The organism is Streptomyces sp. NPDC107528 (assembly GCF_055639295.1).
In genome coordinates, this window is the sequence record NZ_JBVKAV010000003.1 from 542,647 (window position 1) to 568,214 (window position 25,568).

Genomic DNA, 25,568 nt, shown 5'->3' on the forward strand with positions numbered 1-25,568 from the left:
CGGGCACGATCAACTGCCGGGAGTGCCGGATTCGTACGGCACACTTGGGGCGCAAGACCGAAGTGAAGGATGGGTATGCCGATCACACCTGCCACCGCGACGCACAGTCCGTCGAACGGCGCCGCAGACGCGATTTTGCTGGAACTGGTCGACGAGAACGGTGTGACGATCGGCACCGCCGAGAAGCTCGCCGCCCATCAGCCTCCCGGGCAGTTGCACCGCGCCTTCTCCGTGTTCCTCTTCGACGAGCAGGGCCGGCTGCTGCTGCAGCAGCGGGCACTCGGCAAGTACCACTCCCCCGGTGTCTGGTCCAACACCTGCTGCGGCCACCCCTACCCCGGCGAGGCGCCCTTCGCCGCCGCGGCGCGGCGCACCCACGAGGAACTCGGCGTCTCCCCGTCACTGCTCGCCGAGGCGGGCACGGTCCGCTACAACCACCCGGACCCGGACTCGGGCCTGGTGGAGCAGGAGTACAACCACCTCTTCGTCGGACTCGTGCAGTCGCCGCTGCGGCCGAACCCGGAGGAGGTCGGCGAGACGGCCTTCGTGACGCCGGCCGAGCTGGCCGAGCGCCACGCCAAGGACACCTTCTCGTCCTGGTTCATGACCGTGCTTGACGCGGCCCGCCCCGCGGTCAAGGAGCTGACGGGCCCGTCGGCCGGTTGGTGACGAGGGCCGGCGCGGGTCCGACGGGGCCTAGGGCACTCGCGCGGGTTTGAGCGGTACGGCGGCCCAGATCACCTTGCCGCCGCTCGCCGTGTGCTCGACGTCGCACACACCGCCCGCCTCCCGCGTCACCTCGCGCACCAGGAGCAGGCCTCGGCCGCCGGTCTGGCCGTGGTCGGCCTCCAGGGCGGTCGGGCGGTAGGGGTGGTTGTCCTCCACGGACACCCGCAGCCACTCGGCGCCGACGGCGACCTCCACGGCGAGCGTCGGCGACAGCAGCGCCGCGTGCCGGACGGCGTTCGTGACCAGCTCCGACACGATCAGCAACACCCCCTGGACCAGATCGTCGGGGACCGGCACGCCCTGGCGGTACAGCAGGTCCCGTACGGCGTGCCGGGCCTGCGGGACCGAGGCGTCGACGGCCGGGGCGGTGAACCGCCAGACACCCTCGTACGGCAGTGGATTCGGCGGCCGCTGGACGAGGGGCTCGTCCGCGCCGCCTGCTGGGCGTGGGCCGGACCCGCGCCCGTGGTTCTCCATCGTCCGGTCGCCACCCTCGCGCTCGATTGTCACCACACGTCGAGTGTTGGTAACGCACAGGTCCGCGCCGTAGTACTGAACAGAAGTCAGCAGGTATCGAGCGTTTCTGATCGTTGGCGTATGACACGGTCAGTTGTGGGACCACTCCGACGCCGCTTGTGCCGACTTCACGAACTATTCGGGTTGTACGGGTTTGGCGCCCCCGCCGTCCGGCTCGTTCCGCTCGTCCCTGGGCCGTGAGCCGGCCGAACGCCCCTTCCTGATCGCCGTTCGGCGGGGCCGGATAGCATCCGCCGCATGGAGCCCCAGCTGCTGCACAGCGTCACCGACTCGGTGGCCACCGTCGTCATCCACCATCCGGCCAAGCGCAACGCCATGACGGCCGCGATGTGGCGGGCGCTGCCGCCGCTGCTCGGCACCTTGGCCGCCGATCCGGGCGTACGGGCGCTGGTGCTCACCGGTGAGGGCAGGACGTTCTGCGCGGGCGCCGACATCTCCACGCTCCAGGGCTCGCCGCAGGAGGCTCAGGGGCTGGCGGTGGCCGCCGAGGAGGCGCTGGCGGCCTTTCCGAAGCCGACGCTGGCGGCGGTCCGGGGGCACTGCGTGGGCGGCGGGTCGCAGCTGGCGGCTGCGTGCGATCTGCGGTTCGCCGAGGAGGGGTCGCTGTTCGGGGTGACGCCGGCGAAGCTCGGAATCGTGTATCCGGCCTCCTCCACGCGCCGGTTGGCAGCGCTGGTGGGCCCGGCCGCCACCAAGTACCTGCTGTTCTCGGGCGAGTTGATCGGCACGGAGCGGGCCCTGGGTACGGGCCTGGTGGACGAGGTGCTGCCCGAGGGCGAACTCGGCAAGCGGGTGGCTGAGTTCACCCGGATCCTCGCCTCCCGCTCGCAGCTGACGCAGGCCGCGGCCAAGGAGTTCGCGGACGGGCGCACCGACCGCGACGATCACTGGGCGGAGCAGGCGCGCGCAAGCGGCGACACCGCGGAGGGCGTCGCCGCGTTCCTGGAGCGCAGGCAGCCGCGTTTCACCTGGAACGTGCCTACATCAGGCTGAAGCGGCTGTTCGTACGGAACTCCTCGACGAGGTGCGCGGGCGCCTTCTGCGGCGAGCCGGCGTCGTAGGGCGGCTGCGGGTCGTACTCGGTGAGCAGCTGGACGGCCTGGGCGTGTTCGTCGCCGGCGATCTTCCCGACCAGGGTCAGGCCCATGTCGATGCCGGAGGAGACACCGGCCGCGGTGATGTACTTGCCGTCCGGTACGACCCGCTCGCCCGTGGGTTCGGCACCGTACTGCGGCAGGAAGTCCAGGGTGAGCCAGTGCGAGGTGGCGCGGCGGCCCTCCAGGAGGCCCGCGGCGCCGAGGAGCAACGAGCCGCTGCAGACGGAGGTCGTCCAGGTGCTGGTGGCGTCGGCGGTCCTGAGCCACTCCAGGAAGGCCTCGTTCTCGACCTCGGCGAACGTCCCGGGTCCGCCCGGCACGACGACGACATCGGGGTGCGGTACGTCGGCCAGGGCCTTGTCGGCGGAGAGGGCGAGGAACCCCGTGTCGGCACGCACCGGTCCCGCGGACTCGGCGACGAAGTCGACCCGGACGTCCGGGAGGCGGCTCAAACGCCTCGTACGGTCCGACGATGTCGAGGGCGGTGAAGCGGTCGTACAAGACCATCGCGATCTGCATGGTTCGTCCTTTCGGAAGGAAACTCATCGGAAGGAAACTCAAGGGAGTCAGCCGGCGGGCACCGGGCGGAACCGGCGGCGGTACTCGATCGGGGCCGCCCCGAGCGTCTTGACGAAGGCGCGCCGCATGGCCTCGGGCGTGCCGTAGCCACTGGCCCGGGAGATCTCCTCGATGCCGTCGCTCGTGTCCTCCAGGAGGCGCCGGGCGTGTTCGAGCCGGACCCGGTCCACATAGCGGCCGGGGGTCATGCCGGTCTCGGACTGGAAGGCGCGGGCGAAATGGCGCGCGGAGAGGCTGGCGCGGGCGGCGAGCGTCTCGACGGTCAGGTCGGCGTCGGGGTGCTCGGTGATCCAGCGCTGGACCTCCCGCAGGGGCTCGCGCTGGGCGGTCTGGGCGGCGAGCTGCGCGCTGAACTGGGCCTGGTTTCCCGGCCGGCGCAGGAAGACCACCAGGTGGCGGGCGATTCCGAGGGCAACGTCCCGGCCCAGGTCCTCCTCGACCAGGGCGAGCGCGAGGTCGATGCCGGAGGTGACACCGGCGGAGGTGGCGACCCGCCCGTCCCGTACGTAGATGGGGTCCGGGTCGACCTCCACGGCCGGGTGGTCACGGGCGAGCTTGTCGCAGTACGCCCAGTGGGTCGTGGCGCGGCGGCCGTCCAGCAGACCGGCGGCGGCGAGCAGGATCGCGCCGGTGCAGACGGACACCAGACGCTCGGCGCGGGGTCCGTGCTCGCGCAGCCAGTCGGTCAGCCCCGGCTGAGGACCGCGCGTGCCCTCACCGCCCGGGACGAGCAGTGTGTGCGGCTCGGAGACGTCGGTGAGGGACTCGTCCGGTACGACGGTCAGGTGGCTGGACGTGCGGACGGGGGCGCCGTCCAGGGAGGCCGTGCGGATGCGATAGGTGCCCGCGCGGTGCTTCTCGGCTCCCGCGAAGACCTCCAGCGGGCCGGTCACGTCGAGACTCTGTACGCCGTCGAAGAGGACGAAGAGGACGGTTCGCTGCGCCATGCCATCAATTCTTCGAGAGCGGCCGCATGTCCGCAATGACGAGGACCCCTCCTTTCCTGCCACGCTGCGGATCCGCACGAATCACGTACCAAGCGGTTGGTAACGTGCCGGGCATGACTACTTCCGCCCTGGAACCGCGTGCCGCCCGCCGCTGCCACAACATGCTCAACTCCCTGCACTCCACGTCCTACTTCGCCCCCGAGACGGGGAAGGAGCTGGGCGACCTCGGGATCACGCACCCCCGGGCCGTCAACTTCGCGGTCAGGGCGGCCGCGCTGGGCCCGGTCGGGGCCGGTGCGGTGACGGCGACGTTCTACAACTACAAGTACGACCTGGTGGCCCGGCACGTACCGGCGGTCTGGGCGATCGCGTCCCCGCAGGACGTACTGGCGGCACGCGCGCGTGCGGTCGACGCGGCTCTGCGTCGGCTGCTGGGCGAGGAGGCGGTGACGTCCCCGGAGATGGCGGAGGCCGCGCACCTGGCGCTCCAGGCCACCGAGGCCTGTTCCCGCAGCGCCCGGCCCCTGTACTCGGCGCACGCTGACCTGCCGGTCCCCGAGGAGACCCACCTGGCGTACTTCCACGCCACGACGCTGCTGCGCGAGCACCGGGGTGACGGGCACCTCGCCGTACTGATGTCCGAGGGACTCGACGGCCTCGAAGCCGTGGTGACCCACACGGCGACCGGCAAGGGCATGACGCCCAAGTGGGTGTGCAGCACGCGCGGCTGGACCCGGGAGGACTGGGACGCGGCGTCCGACCGCCTGCGCGAGCGCGGCCTCCTGGACGACACGGGTGACCTCACCCCGGCGGGCGTCGCCCTGCGCGAACGCATCGAGTCCGAGACGGACCGCCTCGACCGGGCTCCGTACGAACGCCTCGGCGCGGAGCGGGTCGCCCGCCTCACGGAACTCGCCACGGGGTTCACCCGCGCGGTGGTGGCGGCGGGGGCGTTCCCCGAGGACCTCCTCGGCAAGTCCTGATCGCCTGCGCCGGCCGGGCTGGGACAACCGGCTGCACAAGGCATTCGGATCACGCTGCATAGCCGGGCCGAGCTGCGGTACTCGGGGTCTCCAACCACAAGGAAGGGTGATCACGTGTTCCGTGCAATCGCAGACGTACTGCGCCAGATCGGTGGCGCCATCGCGACCGTCGTCACGCTGCCGTTCCGCGCTCTCGCTCGGCTCTTCGGCGGAGCCTCCAGCAGCACGCGCAGCCGCAGGGTCTGATTTCGTCCCGCCGCCCGGCCCGCGACCCGCCACGACCTGGCCGGGTCGCCGCCCTGATCCCCGGTTGTCGGTGCTACCTGCCACAATTGCCGCGCAACCTCAGTGAGAAGGCGGGACGGGATCGTGACGACACCCCTCGTAGGGTCCATCGAAGACAGGATCGCCGCGGAGCTCGGCGTACGAGAGCGGCAGGTGAAGGCTGCCGTGGAGCTGCTCGACGGCGGTTCGACGGTGCCCTTCATCGCCCGCTATCGCAAAGAAGCGACCGAGATGCTCGACGATGCGCAGCTGCGCACGCTCGAGGAGCGGCTGCGCTATCTGCGGGAGCTGGAGGAGCGGCGCACGGCGATCCTCGAGTCGGTGCGTGAGCAGGGCAAGCTGACCGAGGAGTTGGAGGCCCGGATCCGCGGCGCCGAGACGAAGGCGCGGCTCGAGGACATCTATCTGCCGTTCAAGCCGAAGCGCAGGACCAAGGCGCAGATCGCCCGCGAGGCCGGCCTGGAGCCCCTCGCCGAGGGTCTGCTCGGCGACCCGACGGTCGACCCCCTGGCCGCCGCGGCGGCGTTCGTGGACGCCGACAAGGGCGTGGCCGAGCCGCAGGCCGCCCTGGACGGCGCCCGGGCGATCCTCACGGAGCGGTTCTCGGAGGACGCCGACCTGATCGGCGAGCTGCGCGAGCGCATGTGGGGCCGCGGCCGGCTGGCCGCCAAGGTGCGGGAGGGCAAGGAGGAGGCGGGCGCGAAGTTCGCGGACTACTTCGACTTCGCCGAGCCGTTCACCGACCTGCCGTCGCACCGCATCCTGGCGATGCTGCGCGGCGAGAAGGAGGAGGTCCTCGACCTCGTCCTGGAGCCGGAGGAGCCCACCGAGGGGCCCTCGTCGTACGAGGGCATCGTCGCCCACAAGTTCGCGATCGCCGACCGCGGCCGCCCCGGCGACAAGTGGCTGAAGGACACGGTCCGCTGGGCCTGGCGGACCCGCATCCTCGTTCACCTCGGCATCGACCTGCGGCTGCGCCTGCGCACGGCCGCCGAGGACGAGGCCGTGGGCGTGTTCGCGGCCAACCTCCGCGACCTACTGCTCGCCGCCCCGGCGGGCACGCGCGCGACGCTGGGCCTGGACCCCGGCTTCCGTACGGGTGTGAAGGTCGCCGTCGTCGACGCCACCGGCAAGGTGGTGGCCACCGACGTGATCCATCCGCACGTCCCGGCGAACAAGTGGGACGAGGCGATCGCCAAGCTCGCGCGACTGGCGAAGGAGCACGCGGTCGAACTGGTCGCGATCGGCAACGGCACGGCGTCACGCGAGACGGACAAGCTCGCCGGTGAACTGATCACCAAGCACCCGGAGTTGCAGCTCACCAAGGTGATGGTGTCCGAGGCCGGCGCCTCGGTGTACTCGGCCTCCGCCTTCGCGTCCCAGGAACTGCCCGACATGGACGTGTCGCTGCGCGGCGCGGTCTCCATCGCGCGCAGGCTCCAGGACCCGCTCGCCGAGCTGGTGAAGATCGACCCGAAGTCGATCGGCGTCGGCCAGTACCAGCACGACCTGTCCGAGGTGAAGCTGTCGCGCTCGCTGGACGCGGTGGTGGAGGACTGTGTGAACGGCGTCGGCGTCGACGTCAACACCGCCTCCGCACCGCTGCTCTCGCGTGTCTCCGGCATCACCTCCGGACTCGCCGAGAACATCGTGTCCCACCGCGACGCGAACGGCCCGTTCAAGTCCCGCTCGCAGCTGAAGAACGTGGCACGGCTCGGCCCGAAGGCGTACGAGCAGTGCGCGGGCTTCCTGCGCATCCGCGGCGGCGACGACCCGCTGGACGCGTCCAGCGTGCACCCCGAGGCGTACCCGGTGGTCCGGCGGATGGTGAAGACGTCGGGCCAGGAGGTCGCCGCACTCGTCGGCAACACGAGCGTGCTGCGGTCGCTGAAGCCCAACGACTACGTCGACGAGACGTTCGGTCTGCCGACCGTCACGGACATCCTGAAGGAGCTGGAGAAGCCCGGGCGCGACCCGCGTCCCGCCTTCAAGACGGCCACCTTCAAGGAGGGCGTCGAGAAGATCGCCGACCTGGCGTCCGGGATGGTCCTGGAGGGCGTCGTGACGAACGTGGCGGCCTTCGGGGCGTTCGTGGACGTCGGTGTCCACCAGGACGGGCTGGTGCACGTCTCCGCGATGTCGAAGACCTTCGTCAAGGACCCGAGGGACGTGGTCAAGCCCGGTGACATCGTCAAGGTGAAGGTCCTCGACGTCGACATCCCGCGCAAGCGGATCTCCCTGACCCTGCGCCTCGACGACGAGGCCGCTCCCCAGGCCCAGCAGGGCGGGGGCGGCGGCGAGCGCCGGCAGCGGGGCGGGCGGCCGCCCCAGCAGCGCCAGGGCCGCGGCGGCGGTGGCGGTGGCGGAGGTGGCTCGCGCCAGGCACCGCCTCCGTCGAACAGCGCCATGGCCGACGCCCTGCGCCGCGCGGGTCTGGTCGACCCGAAGGGCAAGCGCTGACACGACACGCAGGGCCCGGACTCTCCGCACGACACGGATGTGACACGGAGGGTCCGGGCCCGTTCGCCCTTAGGCTGACGGCATGCCGAAGTCGCGTGTCATCACCTGGGCGGTGTCGGGGAGCAAGGGCATCGAGACCGCGTGGGCCGAGCTCGGCGACGATGCCCTGCGAGCCCGCGGCCGAGCCGTAGGGACGACGCCGGAGCCGTACTGGATCTCGTACGAACTCGACACGGCGGACGGCTTCGTGACGCGTCGGCTGCGCGTCACCGCCGAGTCCGCGGACGGCACCCGCACGCTCGACCTGCGGCACGACGGAGCGGGCCGGTGGACGGCCGACGGTGAGCATCTGCCCGACGTCGACGGCGCCCTCGACTGCGACCTGGGCCTGTGCCCGCTGACCAACACGATGCCGGTGCTGCGGCACGGGCTCCGTCTGTCGCCCGGGGAACGGGAGTTCCTGATGGCGTGGGTGTCGGTGCCCGACCTGGCGGTCCTGCCGTCCCGGCAGACCTACACGCACCTGGGGCGCAACCTGGTTCGCTTCGCCTCCGGAGACTTCCGCAGCGACATCGAGTTCGACGACGACGGCTTGGTCGTCGACTACCCGGAGCTGGCCGGCCGACTCGCTCGATCCGGCGGCGGAGCCCGTCGCTAGCGCTCGGTCACCTTGCCGTCGGCGACCTCCAGGCGGCGCGTGACATGGACCGCGTCGAGCATGCGGCGGTCGTGGGTGACCAGGAGCAGCGTGCCCTCGTAGGCGTCCAGTGCCGCTTCCAGTTGCTCGATGGCCGGCAGGTCGAGGTGGTTGGTCGGCTCGTCGAGGACCAGGAGGTTGACGCCCCGGCCCTGCAGAAGCGCCAGCGCGGCCCGGGTGCGTTCGCCCGGGGAGAGGGTGGCCGCGGAGCGCAGGACATGGTCCGCCTTCAGACCGAACTTGGCCAGGAGGGTGCGGACTTCCGCCGGTTCGGTGTCCGGGACCGCGGCGCAGAAGGCGTCCAGCAGGGACTCGTCCCCGTGGAAGAGTTTGCGGGCCTGGTCGACCTCGCCGATCAGGACGCCGGAGCCGAGCGCCGACTGTCCGGCGGTGAGGGGGATACGGCCCAGCAGGGCGCCCAGCAGCGTCGACTTGCCCGCGCCGTTGGCGCCGGTGACGGCCACCCGGTCCGCCCAGTCGATCTGCAGGGACACCGGGCCGAGGCTGAAGGCGCCGCGTCGCACCTCGGCGTCGCGCAGGGTCGCGACCACCGCGCCCGAACGCGGTGCCGAGGCGATCTCCATGCGCAGTTCCCACTCCTTGCGCGGTTCGTCGACGACATCCAGGCGCTCGATCATGCGCTGGGTCTGGCGGGCCTTCGCGGCCTGCTTCTCGCTGGCCTCGCTGCGGAACTTGCGGCCGATCTTGTCGTTGTCGTTGCTCGCCTTGCGCCGCGCGTTCTTCACGCCCTTGTCCATCCAGGCGCGCTGGGTCTGTGCGCGGTCCTGGAGGGCGGCCTTCTTGTCGGCGTACTCCTCGTAGTCGTCGCGGGCGTGGCGGCGGGCCACGTCGCGCTCCTCCAGGTAGGCCTCGTAGCCGCCGCCGTAGAGGTTGATCTGCTGCTGGGCGAGGTCCAGTTCGAGGACCTTGGTCACCGTGCGGGTGAGGAACTCGCGGTCGTGGCTGACGACCACGGTGCCGGCGCGCAGGCCGCCGACGAACCGCTCCAGGCGCTCCAGACCGTCGAGGTCCAGGTCGTTCGTCGGCTCGTCGAGCAGGAAGACGTCGTAGCGGGACAGGAGCAGCGAGGCGAGGCCGGCGCGGGCCGCCTGGCCGCCGGACAGGGAGGTCATCGGCTGGTCCAGGTCCACGGCCAGGCCCAGTGAGTCGGCGGTCTCCTCGGCACGCTCGTCGAGGTCGGCGCCGCCGAGACCGAGCCAGCGCTCCAGGCTCGTCGCGTACGCGTCGTCGGCGCCCGGTGCCCCGTCGACGAGGGCCTGAGTCGCCTCGTCCATGGCGCGCTGGGCCTCGGCGACTCCCGTGCGCCGGGCCAGGAACTCCCGTACGGTCTCGCCGGGGCGCCGCTCGGGCTCCTGCGGGAGGTGACCGACGGTCGCGGTCGGCGGGGACAGCCGCAGCTCGCCCTCCTCCGGTGCGGTCAGCCCGGCGAGCAGGCGCAGCAGCGTGGACTTGCCCGCGCCGTTGGCTCCGACCAGGCCGATCACATCTCCGGGCGCCACGACGAGGTCGAGCCCGCTGAACAGGGAACGGTCGCCGTGACCGGCGGCGAGGTTCTTGGCGACGAGGGTGGCACTCACAGAGCGCGATCCTAGCCCCCGCGCAGGGCCGCGTTCACCTTCGTCTCAGCGGGCCGGCGCCTCCGAGAGCCCGTACGCCCTCACCGCGCCATCGCCTCCACCAGTACACCCCCCGAGGTCCGCGCCACCACGAACGCCTCTCCCTTCACTGCTTTCGCGTCCAGCGCGATGCGGTGGCGGCCCGGTTCCAGGACGCCGTCGAAGACCTCGTGGGTGTGGGTGCGGTAGAGGCGGTCGACGCGGTACGCGGTGAGCTGGACGCGGCAGGGCGAGGTGACCTCGACACCCGCCTCGCCGTCGGCGGCCACCAGACGGGTCAGGCGCCGCTGTTCGACCGGGCTGCGGTCCAGGGCGTGTTCGATCTGTGCGACCAGCAACGGCACGATCGGCGCGAGGCCGTCGACATACGCCACGTCGACTCCGGCCTCCGTGAAGGCACGGCGTGCGGCCGCACGCTGCTCCTCGCCGATGCCACGGCCGAAGGCGACGGCGCCGTAGGTGCGCAGTTCGTCGACGGCGACGCCACTCACGTCATCGGTGATCTCGGCGCCGATGCCGATGGTGCGCAGGGCGGCGGCGAGCTTGGCCAGGAGGGCGACGCGGGCGCCGATGAGCAGGACCCGGCGGCGCGGTGCCTCGGAGTCGCCGTCGAGCAGGGAGCCCAGGGCCGAGCGGTACTCGGCGCAGTGGAAGCGGAAGGGTCCGATGCCGTGGTAGCCGTTGAGCTCCAGGTCGGCGTGTTCGTCGGTCTGCCAGGCGAAGTCCCGCCAGATGTAGTCGTCGCCCTCCTTGTCGATGAGCGCGGTGACCGCTCCGCAGGCGAGGTCCTCGCATTCGGGGCAGCCATAGATGACATAGCGGCCGCCCGGAAGCGGGGCCTCCGCCTCCAGCAGCAGGCTGCGGACCTGCGCGGTGAAGATGGCGGGTGGCACGTCGGAGGCGAGCGGGGAGACGGCGTCGAGGTCGGACAGCTGGAACAGCAGCGGGCGTCCGTCGACGATGAAGTCCACGAAGTCCCGGTGCACCTGGTAGTCACCGTTGGCGAGGACGCCACCGGCACGCATCGCCGGTGCCAGGCCGAAGGTCGCGTACTCGGCAGACATGCTGTGAGTATCCCCAGGGCGGGACCGATATGAGCGCGGCATGACATATTCCGCTTACGTCCCTGGATGACTGCGAACAGGCGACCGACCGGATGCGTGGCCCGCCCGGACGAGGCAGGCGGGAGGGGGCGGCCCTCCGGCTCGCCTCCTCCCGCCTGCGTGCGTACCGCTCAGCCGTGGTCGTGGCCCAGCGGGTCGCCCTCCGTCTCGGTGCCGGCGCCCGGGCCGACCCTGATCTCGAAGTCTCCGTCGTACTTCTTGTGGCCCTCGATCACGGCGAGTTCGACGGCTTCCGAGCCCATCTCGGTGCGCACGATGATCGGGTCCCGGCGCAGGTCGCGCACGAGTGCGACGCACATGCCGATCATCACGAGGACGAACGGCGCGGCGGCCAGGATCGTGAGGTTCTGCAGGCCGGTGAGCGCGTCGCCCTGACCGCTGCCGACGAGCAGCATGATGGCCGCGACGGCTCCGGTCACCACACCCCAGAACACGACGACGAACCGGCCGGGTTCCAGTGCGCCCTTCTGGGACAGCGTGCCCATCACGATGGACGCGGCGTCGGCACCCGAGACGAAGAAGATGCCGACCAGGATCATCACCAGCAGGCTGGTGACGGTCGCGATCGGGAACTCCTGGAGCACGGCGAAGAGTTGACCCTCCGGGGTCTCCTCACCGCCGAGTGCGCCGCCCTCCTTCAGCTTCATCGCCGTACCGCCGAAGATCGCGAACCAGATCAGGCTGACGGTGCTGGGCACGAGGATGACACCGCCGACGAACTGCCGGATGGTGCGCCCGCGGCTGATGCGCGCGATGAACATGCCCACGAAGGGCGTCCAGGAGATCCACCAGGCCCAGTAGAAGACGGTCCAGCTGCCGAGCCAGTCCGCGACTCCCTCGCCGCCGCTGGCCTCGGTGCGGCCGGCGAGCTGGGGCAGATCGCCCAGGTAGGCGAAGATCGAGGTGGGCAGCAGGTCGAGCACGATGATCGTGGGGCCCGCGATGAACACGAAGACCGCGAGGATCAGGGCGAGCACCATGTTGGTGTTGGACAGCCACTGAATGCCCCGCTCGATGCCGGAGACGGCCGAGAGAACGAAGGCCAGGGTCAGTACGGCGATGATGGCGACGAGCAGGCCCTCGCTCACGTCGTCCATCCAGTCCAGCTCCTGGAAGCCGGAGCCGATCTGGAGCGCGCCGAGACCGAGGGAGGCCGCGGAGCCGAAGACGGTGGCGATGATCGCGAGAATGTCGATTACCCGTCCCCCGGCACCGTTGGCGTGCTTCTCACCGATCAGCGGCGTGAACACCGCGCTGATGGTCTGGCGCCGGCGCTTGCGGAAGGTGCTGTAGGCGATGGCGAGGCCGACCACCGCGTAGATCGCCCAGGGGTGCAGCGTCCAGTGGAAGAGGGTGGTGGCCATCGCCGTCTCCATGCGCTCGGCGGAGTCGGCGGGGGTGGTGCCGGGCGGTGGGGTGTTGTAATGCGAGAGCGGCTCACTCACGCCATAGAACATCAGTCCGATACCCATGCCCGCGCTGAACATCATCGCGACCCAGGACACCGTCTTGAACTCGGGTTCCTCACCCTCGGCGCCGAGGTGGATGCGGCCGTAGCGGCTGATCGCCAGCCACAGGGCGAAGACCACGAAGCAGGAGGCGGCGAGCATGAAGGCCCAGCCGCCATTGTGGATCAGGCCGTTGAGCATCTTCGTGGACACGCTCTCCAGCGAGTCCGTGGCTGCCCAGCCCCAGATCACGAAGGCCAGGGTGATGACGGCGGTGACGCCGAACACCACTCGGTCGGTGCTGCGGTGGCCGGAGTCGTCCGCAGGGCCTTCCCGGCCACCTCTCTTCTTAAGATCGTCAGTCATCAGCGGCACCTTCCCCGGGAAACCGTGGATACGCCCTCTCCACGTCGTCTCCCAGGACCTACCACAGATTCCGCCGATCGCAGCCGTTTCAGCAGTCGGTGTCCGGCTCAGCAGCAGTCAGGTGATACGGAGCGCGCTCGTCCAGAAGTAGCGGGACAAGGCCGCGCAAAGACTGACGAAGCGGGACGAACGTCCCGGTAGCGGTCGATTTCGCCTTTACTCCGTGCAGCGCGAGCTCGTCCTTGACCTGCGCGTACTGGTCGGTGGTGAGCCGGTATCCGCACGGCGGGTCGGCGATCACCTCGGCGGGTTCCGCCGGGTCGTTGTCGGCGCCGCCGATGTAGACGGGTCCGGTGTCGGCGAACCCCGCGAGCCTGGCCAGGCCGGTCGCCACCTCGACCTGTCCTCGACGGGCGTCGGTGAAGTCGAACAGGCCGTCCAGCGCGGCGACTTGGGAGTACACCCGGCGCCGGTTGTTGAGCGACGCGTCGGCCTTCTCCTCCTCGGTCAGCGGATCGACGCGGCTCTCGATCAGCAGCCCCAGCGCGTGCTTCACTCCGGACATGTTCCGCAGGATGCGTTCCTGCCCGTCACCGGCGACCTGTTTGATCGGCTCGCCCGTCACGGGGTCGGTCCAGATCCCGTACGTACCGGTCGAGTAACCGGCTCCGGACGCGGTGGGGCGCACGTAGGACTCGGAGAGGGCCTGCGCCTCGTCGTGGACGCGGGCGTCCGTGTTGAGGTTGCGCGGCCACAGGTCGAACAGGTCCTTGTCGTAGTACGGGGGTGTGGCGCCGTACTCGTGGAGGTCGTAGATCACGTCGGGGCGCTGGTCGCGGATGACCGCGGCCATGGCGCGCCCCTCGGCGGTCTGGAGTGCGAGGTGGTCGCGGTTGACGTCCACGCCGTCGCTGTTGCCGCGGGTGTCGGCGGCCCGGCCGTCGGGGTTGGCCGTGGGCACCACCAGCAGGGTGGTGCGCTCCAGGAAGCGCCGGGTCTGCCGGTCCTTCGCGCAGGCCAGATCGCGGACGGTGGACAGACAGGCCTCGCGGCCGGAAGGTTCGTCGCCGTGCTGGCTGCAGATCAGCAGCACCTTGTTCGGGGTGGGGCGGGTGCCGATCCGGACGAGCTGGAGCGGGCGGTCCTGCTTCGTCGTACCGATGCGGGTGACGGAGACCTTGTTGCTCGCCTTGTCGACGGCCGCGAGGAAGTCCTGCTCCTCGGGCTGACTGGTCCAGCGGGCGCCGTTCGACTTCTCGAAGCCGGTGCGGGGCGCGGAGTCGGCGGCGTGGGCCGGTATGGCGACGATGGATGCGGCGAGGGCCGCGGCGACCAGGGTGACGGCTCGGGTGCGGATCACTGGCCTCCCTCCGGGATGCGGTGAGTGGTGGTGCGGGGTGCGCTCAGGCCGTCGAGCGGCGCGGCCTCGGGAGCTGCAAGGACGGCACCCGCCGTGGCGCGTGCGAAGGCGTGGGCGCCACCGACCAGCGGGACGCGGGCCTTCGTACGGGAGAGATCGAGGGTGAGCGTCGGCTTGGTCGGCGGAGGGTCGATCAGGTCCTTGTCCGTGCCCGCGACGATCAGGGCGAGGCGGTGGCCGGCCGGGACCACGTGGTCGGTGGCCGCCAGGTCGACGGTGATGGTGTACGCCTTGCCCGGGGTGAGCGGCGCGCCCTCCAGGTCGGAGGCGTGGTTGCCCAGGTCGGCCCAGCCTCGGCTGACGACGGTGTGGCCGACGTCGGCCGTCTTGGCCTGCGTCTCCTTGAAGCAGGCGCTGTCGCCGGTGGTGCTCGCGCCCCAGCAGGTGCGGTCGGTCAGGGTGGTGATGCCTTCGCCGCTCGCCGCGTAGTCGCGGATGGTGTCGGGGCCGAGATCCACGAGGACGGCGGAGAGGTGGGCCGTCGAGGTGGTCGGGGTCGCGGTGACGGTGACCTCGGACGAGCCGGACAGGCGCAGGTCGCGGGTGAGCGGCTCGGTGACGAAGCCCGCCTTGTCCGGGGTGGTCCGGTCGATGTTCGCGGCCCAGTCGGTCTCGCTGTGCTGCGGGTCGTCGGTGAAGGTCTCGGTGCCCTTGCCCTTGCGCAGGCCGAGGGTGCCGACGCCCGCCTCGGTGCCCTTGGCGGGGCGCAGGGTGGTCGGGTCGGTGCCGCGCGGCGGCCAGACCTTCGAGGTGGCCCACTGGTCGGGGTGACGCTCGACGTCGGCCATCGGCTCACGGTCGATGCCGTTGTCGTAGCCGAGGAGCTCGTGGTCGAACCAGCGGTGCAGGGTGTCGACCCACTCGGCGCGGCGGAAGTCGAAGGGGTCGACATGGCCGGTCTGGGAGAGCCAGATCTTGCGCTCGACGCCGTTCTTCGCCAGCGCGTCCCACCACTGGCCGACGTGCTTCATACGGACGTTGAGGTCCTGCATGCCGTGGATCAGGAAGACGCTCGCCCTGACCTTGCGCGCGTCCTTCACGTAGTCACGCTCGGTCCACAGCGGCGTCCAGTCCCCGGTACGCGGGGCCCCGTCGACGAGCTTCTGCTGGATGGCCCCGCATTTGGCGCGGGCGTCGGGGCTGTTGACGTAGTCGGAGAGCCACTCGGGGCCGGAGTCGTACAGCGGGGCGCCCTGCTGGAAGTAGTAGTCGTACCAGGAGGAGATGGCGCTGATCGGGACGATGGTCCTCAGGCCCTCGACGCCGGTTGCGGCGACGCCGCTGGCGATGGTGCCGTCCCAGCTCTTGCCGATCATGCCGGTGCGGCCGTTGGTCCAGGTCGCCTTGGCCTTGGTCGTGCCGGTGCGGGTCGTGTACGCCTTGCCGCGGCCGTTCAGCCAGTCGACGACGGCCTTCGCGGAGAGGACGTCGGAGCGGCCGCCGACGTCCACGCAGCCGTCGGAGCGGTTGGTGCCGGCGAGGTCGACGCCGACGAAGGCGTAGCCGCGGGGCACGAAGTAGTTGTCGTAGAACAGCGGCATCCCGACGACGTCGCCGTCGGCGTCGTACGTCTTCTTCTGGCTCTCGTTGCCTCGCCCGCAACACGAGTAGTACGGGCTGGCGTCCATGATGACGGGGATCCTGCGGCCCTGGGCCGCCGGCTCCCGGGGCCGGACGACATCGACGGCGACGCGGTCGTTCTTCCCGTCGCGGTCGTCGTCGAGTCCCGTGTCCACCCATACGGCCTCGCGGATGGCGTTGTCGTACGAGTACACGGGCTTGCTCTCCCGCGGGGCGGCGTGCGCCGTCGCGGGCGAGAGGAACGTGGCCGTCAGCGCCGCTGCGGCCACCGTCGCGAGCGGTCTCCAGATCGTGAAGCGCATGCGTTTCGGCATGCGCGGACGGTACATCGGTCAACTCTCGTGCAGAAGGGGGCGACTGATGGTGTGTGAGGTCTTCGTGGCCGATAAACGTCTGCCGGGCGAGTGGATTCATGTCGGCCGAATGGCGATCGTGTGACAGCAGTGGTCATGGACACACTCGTGACACAGGTGGTGAATAGGCTCCGGACAGACTTCGGGCCCCTACGACTTGGAGCTTTCGTGCACCGCAGATTCATGGCGCCGGGCGCACTCGCGGCCGCCTCGCTGATGCTGGCGATCCCGGCCTCGGCGGCGAGCCACTCCCCCGGCGCTCCGGGCATCGGCGATCTTTACTACCCGGCCTACGGCAACGGCGGATACGACGTCTCCCACTACGACCTCCGGCTGAAGTACCAGCCGGCCACGGACGAGCTGGAGGGGACGGCGACCCTGCTGGCGAAGACCACGCAGGATCTGTCCCGGTTCAATCTTGATTTCCTGCTGGACGTCAGCGAGGTCCGGGTCAACGGCGCGAAGGCGTCGTTCGCAACCTCGGGCGAGCACGAGCTGGAGATCACGCCGAAGAAGCCGCTGGCCAAGGGCACGGACGTCACGGTGGTCGTGCGCTACCGCGGCGTACCGTCGTCGAAGAAGGCGTACGGCTTCACCAGCTGGCACCGCACTGCGGACGGCGGAGTCGGGGCGAACGAACCCGAGGCCGCCTGGTGGTGGTTCCCCAGCAACGACCACCCGCTCGACAAGGCGACGTACGACGTCTCGGTGCAGGTCCCGGACGGCACGCAGGCCATCTCCAACGGCACGCTGCAGTCGACGAGTTCACGCCTGGGCTGGACCCGCTACAACTGGCGCTCCGACAAACCGCAGGCGACCTATCTCGCCACGCTCGCGGTCGGCAAGTTCGACGTGACGACGGGGACGAGCGAGAGCGGCATTCCGGTCATCAACGCCTACAGCAAGGACCTGGGCGCCAACTACGGCGCGGCGCGGGCGAGCATCGAGCGGACCGGGGAGATCGCCGACTGGCTGACCGGGTACTTCGGGCCGTATCCCTACAACGCCCTCGGCGGGTATGTGCCGAACACGAACACCGGGTACGCGCTGGAGACGCAGACCCGGCCGTTCTACAGCCCGGCGAACTTCGCGAACGGGGTGAACACCAACGTCGTCGTCCATGAGCTCGCCCACCAGTGGTACGGCGACCTGGTGTCCGTGAAGGACTGGAAGGACATCTGGATCAACGAGGGGTTCGCCCGCTACGCACAGTGGCTGTGGTCGGAGCACGAGGGTGAGGGCACGGCGCAGGAGATCGCCGACTACGTGTACGCCTCGCGTGCGGCCGACGATGCGTTCTGGTCGGTCAAGCCCGGGGATCCGGGGCCGGAGAAGCAGTTCCACATCGCCGTCTACGACCGGGGTGCGCTGACCCTGCAGGCGCTGCGCAACGAGATCGGGGACGAGGCGTTCTTCGCCATCCTCAAGGGCTGGACGCAGAAGTACGCCTACGGCAACGCGTCGGTGGCCGACTTCCAGCGGTACGCCGAGGAGGTGTCCGGGCAGCCTCTGGCAGCGCTCTTCGACACATGGCTGTTCGAGCCGTCGAAGCCGGCCGCGCCGACCGCACGCGCGGCGTCCATCGCCAGGTCGGGCGCGGATCCGGTACAGCCGAAGTCCTGGAAGAAGATCGCGGCGACGAACGGCGTGCACCAGCACTGACGTCGTCGGGCGTCCTATGAACCCTCGAATGCGGCTGCGCGCTCGATGAGTTCTTCCCTGCCCATCGGTGCCGTCCGCGTCGACGGCACCGTGCAGGCATGGGCGCCGGCCACCGCGCCGTACAGAGCACATCGGTGCGGTGGCTCGCCGGTGAGCCTGCCGTAGAGGAAGGCGGCGGCGAAGGCGTCGCCGGCGCCGTTCGAGTCGACCACTGGGGCCGGGGGCCGGACCGGCGGGACGTGACTCAGCTCGCCGTCGGTCAGCAGGTAGGCGCCCTCGGCTCCGGCCGTGGCCACGACCACCTCGGCCCTCCCCTTCTCGGCGATTCGGCGCATGGTCCGCTCGGGGTCGTCCAGGGCGGCCGTCGAGAGGAACACGACGTCCGCCGCGTGGGCGAACGGCTCGTGGTACGGGTTCTCGCCGTCCCAGTTGTGGAGGTCGGTGGAGAGCGTGACACCGGCCTCGCGGAGGAGCGGCAGTGCGTGGGCGCACGGCTGGGTGATGGAGACATGGGCATGGCGGCTCGCGTCGGCGAGAGCCCGGACCGTCTCTTCCGGCAGGCGGTCCTCGGCGTGTCCGCGGCTCGTGTCGTAGAGGGACAGCCGTCTGCCGTCCGGGCCGACCAGGTTGACCGCGCGCTTGGTGCCGGCGGGCTGCGGGATCGCGGTGAGGGCGATGCCGTGTTCGCGGTGCAGGGCGCGGACGAGGTCGCCCTCGGGGTCCTCGCCGAGGAAGTCGACGTGGTGGGTGCGCAGGCCGAGGCTGCTCAGACCGACGGCCACGAAGTCCCCGGTCTGTCCGGCGCGGGTGCGGATCCCTGAGTCGATCATGTAGCTGTCGGCGTACGGGAGTGGCAGCTCGGGGACGTACACGATGGTGTCCACGCCGGCGCCGCCCGTACGTCGGTGTCTCGGCTCAACTCCGGCCCCCCATGGTCGTACCGCCCCCTTGGGGCGATCATGCCCAACGCAACGGTGGCGTCACCCCGGACATACGTGATCTCCGGTATGACGCCACCGTAGAGGCCGCCTCTGACAACGGCCTTCGGATTACTTCGTGAGCTCGGTCAGCTCCTGGTCCTCCGCGCGGGCCGCCCTGCGGCGGATCGCGTACCAGCCTGCGACCAGCATCGCGGCGATCACCGGGATGAGAAGGAGGGTCTTGCGGCCGACCTCGGGGTCGTTCCACATCATGCCGAGGCAGGCGAGCAGGAAGACGATCGTGGCGATCTCCGTGACCGGGCTGCCGGGGAGGCGGAAGTGCGGTCGGTCCACCAGGCCCGCCCGGGCGCGGCGGACGAAGATCAGGTGACAGATCATGATGATCACCCAGGTCGAGATGATGCCGAGGGAGGCGACGTTCAGCACGATCTCGAAGGCCTGGCTGGGCATGAGGTAGTTCAGGCCGACGCCCAGGACGCACACCGCGCAGGTGAGCAGGATGCCGCCGTAGGGCACCTGGCTGCGGTTCATGCGGGCCGTGAACTTCGGGGCCGAACCCGCCATCGCCATGGAGCGCAGGATGCGGCCCGTGGAGTAGAGGCCGGAGTTCAGGGAGGACATCGCCGCCGTCAGGACCACCAGGTTCATCACGTCGCCCGCGGCTGGGATGCCGATCTTCGACAGCACGGTGACGAACGGGCTTTGGTCGGCCGAGTACACCGAGCCGGGCAGGAGGAGGGCCAGCAGGACGACCGAGCCGACGTAGAAGACACCGACGCGCCACATGATCGAGTTCACGGCGCGCGGGACGACCTTCTCCGGCTCGGCGGTCTCGCCCGCCGCGACGCCGACCAGTTCCAGGGCGGCGTACGCGAAGATCACGCCCTGCATGACCAGGACGACGGGCATCAAGCCGTGCGGGAAGACGCCGCCGTTGTCGGTGATCACGCTCAGGCCGGGCGTCGTGCCGCCCACCTCCTGCTGAGTGGCCAGCAGGAAGATGCCGACGAACATGAAGGCCACCAGCGTGGCGACCTTGATGATCGCGAACCAGAACTCCATCTCGCCGAAGATCTTCACCGAGATCAGGTTCACCGCGAGGACCACCGCCAGGGCGATCAGGGCCAGCACCCACTGCGGGATGTCGGTGAACAGGCTCCAGTAGTGCGTGTAGAGCGCGATCGCGGTGATGTCGGCGATGCCGGTCGTCGACCAGTTCAGGAAGTACATCCAGCCGGCGACGTAGGCGCCCTTCTCACCGAGGAACTCGCGAGCGTACGACACGAAGGAGCCGGACGAGGGGCGGTAGAGCACGAGCTCGCCGAGGGCCCTCACCACGAAGAAGGCGAAGATGCCGCAGACCAGGTAGGCGATCGCCAGCGCCGGGCCCGCGTTGTGGAGGCGGCCGCCGGCGCCGAGGAAGAGGCCGGTGCCGATGGCCCCGCCGATGGCGATCATGTTGACGTGGCGGGCCTTGAGGTCCTTGCTGTAACCGGCGTCGCCCGCATCCGCGGGCACCTGGGCCGCGTCGGTGCGGGGTGCGGCCACTGCCGTATTCACGGCGTCCTTGCTCACGGGTGGTACCAATCTCTGGTGCGCCCGAGCGGATTGCGCTCGGGCGGCCGGACGTACGTATGGCCTGTGCCCTCGATAAGTGCACAGACCAAGGGCTCACCTTCCCCCAGAGAACCCGGCTCACGCGGTGGCGCACGTCACACAGCGTTACTTCTCACACGGCGGTCCCGCCCCGCCCCACGAGTCGCCGGAGGTGTCACAGCACCGGTGAGACAGCGATACTGCTGCACATGACGACCGGCACCGAGGAGACGACCCTCACGATCGACGAGCTGGCCGCGCGGGCGGGCATGACGGTCCGCACGGTGCGGTTCTACGGAACCAAAGGGCTGCTGCCGCCTCCGGTGCTGGGTCCGCGCAGGGTGGGCCACTACGGGCGCGAGCACCTGGCCCGGCTGGCGCTCATCGAGGAGTTGCAGCAGCAGGGCATGACGCTCGCGGCGATCGAGCGGTATGTGCAGCAACTGCCGCCGGATCTGGACGCCCATGACCTCGCCATTCACCGGGCCGTGGTGGCCTCGTGGGCGCCGGAGGCGGTGGAGACGGTCTCGCGGGCGGAGCTGGAGCGGCGGGCGGGGCGGGCGCTCGGCGACGACGACGTGGAGCGGCTGGCCGCGATGGGCGTGGTGAAGCCGGACGGCGGCGGCGAGGACGGTGCCGACTATCGCGTCGACCTGGGACTGCTGCGGCTGGGCGTCGGGCTGCTGGACGTACCGCTGTCGCAGGAGGCGATCCTCGCGGCGCGCAAGGTTCTCATCGAGCACTCGCGTGCCGCCGCGCACGAGTTGGCGCAGCTGTTCCGCGGGGAGGTCTCGGAACGCGCGGCACAGGACGTGAAGTCGCTGTCCGCGCACATGCAACCTCTGGTGGTGCAGGCCCTGTTGACGACCTTTCAGCGGTCGCTGCGCGAGGAGCTGCGGGACTGGCTGGGCGGCGTCTCAGATGAAGGCCGATCCGCCTGACACGTTGAGTGTCTGCCCGGTCAGGAAGCCGCTGCCCTCGTCGACGACGTACAGCAGCGTCGAGACCAGGTCGGACGGCGTCTGCGCCCTCGGCACCGTGTGCCGGTCGCGGACCAGGCCGGTCGCGATGGCGTTGACGGTGATGTCGTAGGACGCGACGGCGGCGGCGAGCGAGCGGGTGAAGCCGATCAGTCCCATCTTCGAGGCGACGTACGGGACCATCGTGGGCGGGGCGGTGAGCACGGCCGCCGAGGCGATGTTGACGACGCGGCCCCGGCCGGCCGCCTTCAGGTACGGCAGCGCGGCGCGGTCATTAGGAACGGTGCCTCCAGGTTGACGCGCATGATCCGGCGCCACTCCTCGACCGACGTCTCCTCGAAGGGGTTCGCGGGCTGGACGTCGGCACTGTTGACGACGACGTGCAGCGTGCCGAACCGGTCGATGACGCGCTCCAGTCCCCGGCGCACCTGCGTCTCGTCGGTGACGTCGGCCGTCAACTCCACGTAGTCCAGGATCTTGCCGGCGGTCTCCGGTTGCGGGACGAGGTCCAGACCGGCGACCCGGTAGCCGCGCCCGGCGAGCGCGACGGCGAACTCCTGCCCGAGGCCCTGCGCCGCTCCGGTCACCAGGGCGGTACGCGTCTCCATGAGGCGAGTGTGATGAGCCGTCAGGAACTGGGCAAGGGGGCCTTGCTCCCCAATGGGCCTTGGGGCGGCGGGGCGAGGAACTCCCCGCCGCCCCCGGCGTCACGCGTCCCCGAAGCGCTCGCCCTTCTCCGCCTCCTCCACCAGCAGCGCCGGCGGCGTGAACCGGTCGCCGTACTGCTGCGCCAGCTCACGTGCGCGGGCCGTGAAACCGGCGACGCCGCCCTCGTAGCCGTTGATGTACTGCAGGACACCACCGGTCCAGCCGGGGAAGCCGATGCCGAAGATGGAGCCGATGTTGGCGTCGGCGACCGACGTCAGGACGCCTTCCTCCAGGAGCCGGACCGTGTCCAGGGCCTCGGAGAACAGCATGCGTTCCTGCATGTCCCGGAACGGGATCTGCGCGCCCTCGCGGGTGAAGTGCTCGCGCAGGCCCGGCCACAGGCCCGCCCGCCTGCCGTCCGCGTCGTAGTCGTAGAAGCCCGCTCCCCCGCTGCGCCCCTCGCGGCCGAACTCGTCGACCATGCGGTCGATGACGGCTTCCGCGGGGTGGGACGCCCACACGCCGCCCGCCTCCTCCACGGCCCGCTTCGACTCGTTGCGGATCTTCCGCGGGAGGGTGAGCGTCAGCTCGTCCATCAGGGACAGCACCTTGGCCGGGTAACCCGCCTGGGCCGCCGCCTGCTCCACCGACGCGGGCTCGATGCCCTCGCCGACCATCGCCACGCCCTCGTTGATGAAGTGGCCGATGACGCGGGAGGTGAAGAAGCCGCGGGAGTCGTTGACGACGATCGGCGTCTTGTTGATCTGCCGGACCAGGTCGAAGGCGCGGGCCAGCGCCTCGTCGCCCGTCCGCTCGCCCTTGATGATCTCGACGAGCGGCATCTTGTCGACGGGCGAGAAGAAGTGCAGCCCGACGAAGTCGGCCTGGCGGTCCACGCCCTCGGCGAGCACCGTGATCGGCAGGGTCGAGGTGTTGGAGCACAACAGCGCGTCCGGCTCGACGATGCCCTGGATCTCCTGGAAGACCTTGTGCTTGAGCTCGGGGTTCTCGAAGACGGCCTCGATCACCGCGTCGCAGCCGGCCACGTCCTGCGGGTCGGCCGTCGGCGTGATGCGGGCCAGCAGCGCGTCGGCCTTCTCCTGCGTCGTACGGCCCCGGGAGACCGCCTTGGCGCACAGCTTCTCGGAGTAGCCCTTGCCCTTGACTGCGGCTTCCAGCGCCACGTCCTTCAGGACCACCTCGATGCCCGCGCGGGCGCACGAGTAGGCGATGCCCGCGCCCATCATCCCGGCGCCCAGCACGGCGACCTTGCGGACCTTGCGGGGTTCGATGCCGCCGGGCCGGTTGGCACCGGAGTTGACGGCCTGGAGGTCGAAGAAGAACGCCTGGATCATGTTCTTCGACGTCTGGCCGGCCGCCAGCTCCACGAAGTAGCGCGCCTCGATGACCTGCGCGGTCTCGAAGTCGACCTGGGATCCCTCGACGGCGGCCGCGAGGATGTTGCGCGGGGCCGGGTAGGGGGCGCCGTTGGTCTGCTTGCGCAGGCTGGCGGGGAACGCGGGCAGGTTCGCCGCGAACTTGGGGTTGGCGGGCGTGCCGCCGGGGATCTTGTAGCCCGGCCGGTCCCAGGGTTGCTGCGACTCGGGGTGGGTCTCGATGAAGGCGCGGGCCTTGGCCAGCAGTTCCTCCTGGGTGGCGGCCACGTCGTCGATCAGGCCGTTCTGCAGGGCGCGCTGCGGGTTGTACTGGGTGCCCTGGAGGAGGACCTTCAGCAGGGCGTCGGCGATGCCGAGGAGGCGGACGGTACGGACGACGCCGCCTCCGCCCGGGAGCAGGCCGAGGGTGACCTCGGGACAGCCGATCTTGGAGCCGGGCGCGTCGAGGGCGATGCGGTGGTGGCAGGCGAGCGCGATCTCGTAACCGCCGCCCAGGGCGGCGCCGTTCATCGCGGCGACGACCGGCTTGCCCAGGGTCTCGATGCGGCGCAGCTGGCGCTTGATCGCCATGCCGCCCTCGAAGAGGTCCTGCGCGGTGTCCGGGGTGACCCGGATCAGGTCGCGCAGGTCGCCGCCGGCGAAGAAGGTCTTCTTGGCGGAGGTGATGATGACACCGCGGATGGTGTCCTTCTCGGCCTCCAGCCGGTCGGTGATCACGGCGAGGGAGTCGCGGAACGCCTGGTTCATGGTGTTCGCGGACTGGTTCGGGTCGTCGAGGACCAGCGTGACGACGCCGGCGCGGTCCTGTTCCCAGCGGATGGTGGTGGACTCAGTGCTCATGTGGAGGTGCTCCGTGTGATCCGTCGGGAGGGGGTCAGATGCGCTCGACGATCGTGGCGATGCCCATACCGCCGCCCACGCACAGCGTGGCGAGGCCGTACCGCTTGTCCTGGCGCTCCAGTTCGTCGACGAGCGAGCCGAGGATGATCGCGCCGGTCGCGCCGAGCGGGTGGCCGAGGGCGATCGCGCCGCCGTTGACGTTGACCTTGTCCAGGGACAGGCCCATGTCCTTCACGAAGCGCAGGACGACGGCCGCGAAGGCCTCGTTGATCTCGACGAGGTCGATGTCGTCGATGGTCAGTCCGGCCTTGGCGAGCGCCTTGCGGGTCGCGGGCGCGGGGCCGGTGAGCATGATGGTGGGCTCGGAACCGGAGACCGCGGCGGAGACGATGCGGGCGCGCGGGGTGAGGCCGTATCGCTCGCCGACCTCCTTGTTGCCGATCGCGACGAGCGAGGCACCGTCGACGATGCCGGAGGAGTTGCCCGCGTGGTGGACGTGGTCGATCTTCTCGACCCAGTGGTACTTCTGCAGGGCGACGGCGTCGAAGCCGCCCAGGTCGCCGATGTCCGCGAAGGACGCCTTCAGCTTGGCGAGGGAGTCGGCGGTGGTGCCGGGGCGCATGTGCTCGTCGTGGTCGAGGACGACGAGGCCGCTGCGGTCCTTCACCGGGACGACGGAGCGGTCGAAGCGGCCTTCCTTCCAGGCCGTCGCCGCCCGCTCCTGGGAGAGCGCCGCGTACTCGTCGACGTCGCGGCGCGAGAAGCCCTCGATGGTGGCGATCAGGTCGGCGCCGATGCCCTGCGGCACGAAGTTGACGGCGAGGTTGGTCATCGGGTCGTTGAACCAGGCGCCCCCGTCCGAGGCCATAGGCACCCGGGACATCGACTCGACGCCGCCCGCGAGGACGAGGTCCTCGAAGCCCGAACGGACCTTGGCGGCAGCCATGTTCACCGCCTCCAGGCCCGACGCACAGAAGCGGTTCTCCTGCACGCCCGCGACCGTGTCCGGCAGCCCGGCGGCGATCGCGGCGATGCGGGCGATGTCGGAGCCCTGGTCGCCGACCGGGCCGACGACGCCGAGCACGATGTCGTCGATCGCGGCCGGGTCCAGGGTCGGGAAGCGGTCGCGGAGCTCGTGGATGAGGCCGACGACCAGGTCGATCGGCTTGGTGCCGTGCAGGGCGCCGTTCGCCTTGCCGCGGCCGCGCGGGGTGCGGATCGCGTCGTACACGTACGCTTCGGTGCTCACTGGGAAGCCTTT

General features: G+C 70.4%; 19 protein-coding genes and 2 pseudogenes. 8 read left to right on the forward strand and 13 right to left on the reverse strand.

Annotated elements, in window-relative coordinates; genetic code table 11:
* The first annotated feature begins 75 nt into the window (after positions 1–75).
* On the forward strand, positions 76–669 hold the full coding sequence (gene idi / locus ACZ7L5_RS12305) for an isopentenyl-diphosphate Delta-isomerase (RefSeq protein WP_471516541.1): 594 nt from the start codon (positions 76–78) through the stop codon (positions 667–669).
* Between the two features lie 27 nt (positions 670–696).
* On the opposite strand, the gene ACZ7L5_RS12310 is transcribed toward idi, so the two are convergent.
* On the reverse strand, positions 697–1,206 hold the full coding sequence (locus ACZ7L5_RS12310) for an ATP-binding protein (RefSeq protein WP_362382030.1): 510 nt from the start codon (positions 1,204–1,206) through the stop codon (positions 697–699).
* A gap of 297 nt (positions 1,207–1,503) precedes the next feature.
* Between ACZ7L5_RS12310 and ACZ7L5_RS12315 the strand changes: the two genes are divergently transcribed.
* A complete protein-coding gene (locus ACZ7L5_RS12315) occupies positions 1,504–2,259 on the forward strand; it encodes an enoyl-CoA hydratase/isomerase family protein (protein WP_471516542.1) in 756 nt (251 codons plus the stop codon).
* Here ACZ7L5_RS12315 and ACZ7L5_RS12320 read toward each other — a convergent pair.
* A pseudogene (locus ACZ7L5_RS12320) lies at positions 2,246–2,882 on the reverse strand (DJ-1/PfpI family protein). The gene ACZ7L5_RS12315 and the pseudogene ACZ7L5_RS12320 overlap by 14 nt on opposite strands.
* Before the next feature lie 47 nt (positions 2,883–2,929).
* The gene (locus ACZ7L5_RS12325; RefSeq protein WP_363042980.1) at positions 2,930–3,889 is read right to left on the reverse strand and encodes a GlxA family transcriptional regulator; all 960 of its coding nucleotides are present in this window, start codon (positions 3,887–3,889) and stop codon (positions 2,930–2,932) included.
* A 113-nt stretch (positions 3,890–4,002) separates the two neighbouring features.
* Here ACZ7L5_RS12325 and ACZ7L5_RS12330 point away from each other — a divergent pair, with 113 nt between their 5' ends.
* The 4 genes from ACZ7L5_RS12330 to ACZ7L5_RS12345 all read left to right on the forward strand — a co-directional run bounded on the left by ACZ7L5_RS12330 (position 4,003) and on the right by ACZ7L5_RS12345 (position 8,275).
* Positions 4,003–4,872, forward strand: a complete 870-nt coding sequence (locus ACZ7L5_RS12330) for an SCO6745 family protein (protein WP_471516543.1) — start codon at positions 4,003–4,005, stop codon at positions 4,870–4,872.
* 114 nt (positions 4,873–4,986) lie between these two features.
* The gene (locus tag ACZ7L5_RS12335; protein ID WP_010042827.1) at positions 4,987–5,118 is read left to right on the forward strand and encodes an LPFR motif small protein; all 132 of its coding nucleotides are present in this window, start codon (positions 4,987–4,989) and stop codon (positions 5,116–5,118) included.
* A gap of 123 nt (positions 5,119–5,241) precedes the next feature.
* Positions 5,242–7,617, forward strand: a complete 2,376-nt coding sequence (locus ACZ7L5_RS12340; RefSeq protein ID WP_471516544.1) for a Tex family protein — start codon at positions 5,242–5,244, stop codon at positions 7,615–7,617.
* Between the two features lie 82 nt (positions 7,618–7,699).
* On the forward strand, positions 7,700–8,275 hold the full coding sequence (locus ACZ7L5_RS12345) for a putative glycolipid-binding domain-containing protein (RefSeq protein ID WP_471516545.1): 576 nt from the start codon (positions 7,700–7,702) through the stop codon (positions 8,273–8,275).
* Here ACZ7L5_RS12345 and ACZ7L5_RS12350 read toward each other — a convergent pair.
* The 5 genes from ACZ7L5_RS12350 to ACZ7L5_RS12370 form a co-directional block, all read right to left on the reverse strand.
* On the reverse strand, positions 8,272–9,912 hold the full coding sequence (locus tag ACZ7L5_RS12350) for an ABC-F family ATP-binding cassette domain-containing protein (RefSeq protein WP_471516546.1): 1,641 nt from the start codon (positions 9,910–9,912) through the stop codon (positions 8,272–8,274). The genes ACZ7L5_RS12345 and ACZ7L5_RS12350 overlap by 4 nt on opposite strands.
* 80 nt (positions 9,913–9,992) lie before the next feature.
* Positions 9,993–11,015 carry an oxidoreductase gene (locus ACZ7L5_RS12355; protein ID WP_365053384.1) on the reverse strand — a complete coding sequence of 341 codons (1,023 nt, stop codon included), beginning with the start codon at positions 11,013–11,015 and terminating at the stop codon, positions 9,993–9,995.
* Positions 11,016–11,185: 170 nt separating this feature from the next.
* Complete coding sequence (locus ACZ7L5_RS12360) at positions 11,186–12,889, reverse strand: BCCT family transporter (RefSeq protein WP_363042970.1); 1,704 nt, start codon at positions 12,887–12,889, stop codon at positions 11,186–11,188.
* Between the two features lie 88 nt (positions 12,890–12,977).
* Positions 12,978–14,249 (reverse strand): M14 family metallopeptidase, encoded by a 1,272-nt coding sequence (locus ACZ7L5_RS12365; RefSeq protein ID WP_471516547.1) that lies wholly within the window; start codon positions 14,247–14,249, stop codon positions 12,978–12,980.
* Positions 14,246–16,204, reverse strand: a complete 1,959-nt coding sequence (locus ACZ7L5_RS12370; protein ID WP_471516548.1) for a Xaa-Pro dipeptidyl-peptidase — start codon at positions 16,202–16,204, stop codon at positions 14,246–14,248. The genes ACZ7L5_RS12365 and ACZ7L5_RS12370 overlap by 4 nt, the downstream gene beginning before the upstream one ends.
* 207 nt (positions 16,205–16,411) lie before the next feature.
* On the opposite strand from ACZ7L5_RS12370, the gene ACZ7L5_RS12375 reads away from it, so the two are divergent.
* Positions 16,412–17,905: a M1 family metallopeptidase gene (locus ACZ7L5_RS12375; protein ID WP_471516549.1), complete on the forward strand. Its 1,494-nt coding sequence runs from the start codon at positions 16,412–16,414 to the stop codon at positions 17,903–17,905.
* A gap of 14 nt (positions 17,906–17,919) precedes the next feature.
* Here ACZ7L5_RS12375 and ACZ7L5_RS12380 read toward each other — a convergent pair whose 3' ends face one another.
* Together ACZ7L5_RS12380 and ACZ7L5_RS12385 are read right to left on the reverse strand one after the other, a co-directional pair.
* On the reverse strand, positions 17,920–18,789 hold the full coding sequence (locus ACZ7L5_RS12380) for a PfkB family carbohydrate kinase (RefSeq protein ID WP_471516550.1): 870 nt from the start codon (positions 18,787–18,789) through the stop codon (positions 17,920–17,922).
* A 165-nt stretch (positions 18,790–18,954) separates the two neighbouring features.
* Positions 18,955–20,421: an amino acid permease gene (locus tag ACZ7L5_RS12385; RefSeq protein WP_471516551.1), complete on the reverse strand. Its 1,467-nt coding sequence runs from the start codon at positions 20,419–20,421 to the stop codon at positions 18,955–18,957.
* A gap of 230 nt (positions 20,422–20,651) precedes the next feature.
* Between ACZ7L5_RS12385 and ACZ7L5_RS12390 the strand changes: the two genes are divergently transcribed.
* Positions 20,652–21,383, forward strand: coding sequence for a MerR family transcriptional regulator (locus ACZ7L5_RS12390; protein ID WP_471516552.1), 732 nt, complete (start codon positions 20,652–20,654; stop codon positions 21,381–21,383).
* Here the strand turns inward: ACZ7L5_RS12390 and ACZ7L5_RS12395 are convergent.
* The 3 genes and pseudogenes from ACZ7L5_RS12395 to ACZ7L5_RS12405 all read right to left on the reverse strand — a co-directional run bounded on the left by ACZ7L5_RS12395 (position 21,360) and on the right by ACZ7L5_RS12405 (position 25,556).
* Positions 21,360–22,030, reverse strand: a pseudogene (locus ACZ7L5_RS12395) (SDR family NAD(P)-dependent oxidoreductase). The gene ACZ7L5_RS12390 and the pseudogene ACZ7L5_RS12395 overlap by 24 nt on opposite strands.
* Positions 22,031–22,129: 99 nt before the next feature.
* Positions 22,130–24,307 (reverse strand): 3-hydroxyacyl-CoA dehydrogenase NAD-binding domain-containing protein, encoded by a 2,178-nt coding sequence (locus ACZ7L5_RS12400; protein ID WP_471516553.1) that lies wholly within the window; start codon positions 24,305–24,307, stop codon positions 22,130–22,132.
* A 34-nt stretch (positions 24,308–24,341) separates the two neighbouring features.
* The gene (locus tag ACZ7L5_RS12405) at positions 24,342–25,556 is read right to left on the reverse strand and encodes an acetyl-CoA C-acetyltransferase (RefSeq protein WP_363042954.1); all 1,215 of its coding nucleotides are present in this window, start codon (positions 25,554–25,556) and stop codon (positions 24,342–24,344) included.
* Positions 25,557–25,568: the final 12 nt, after the last annotated feature.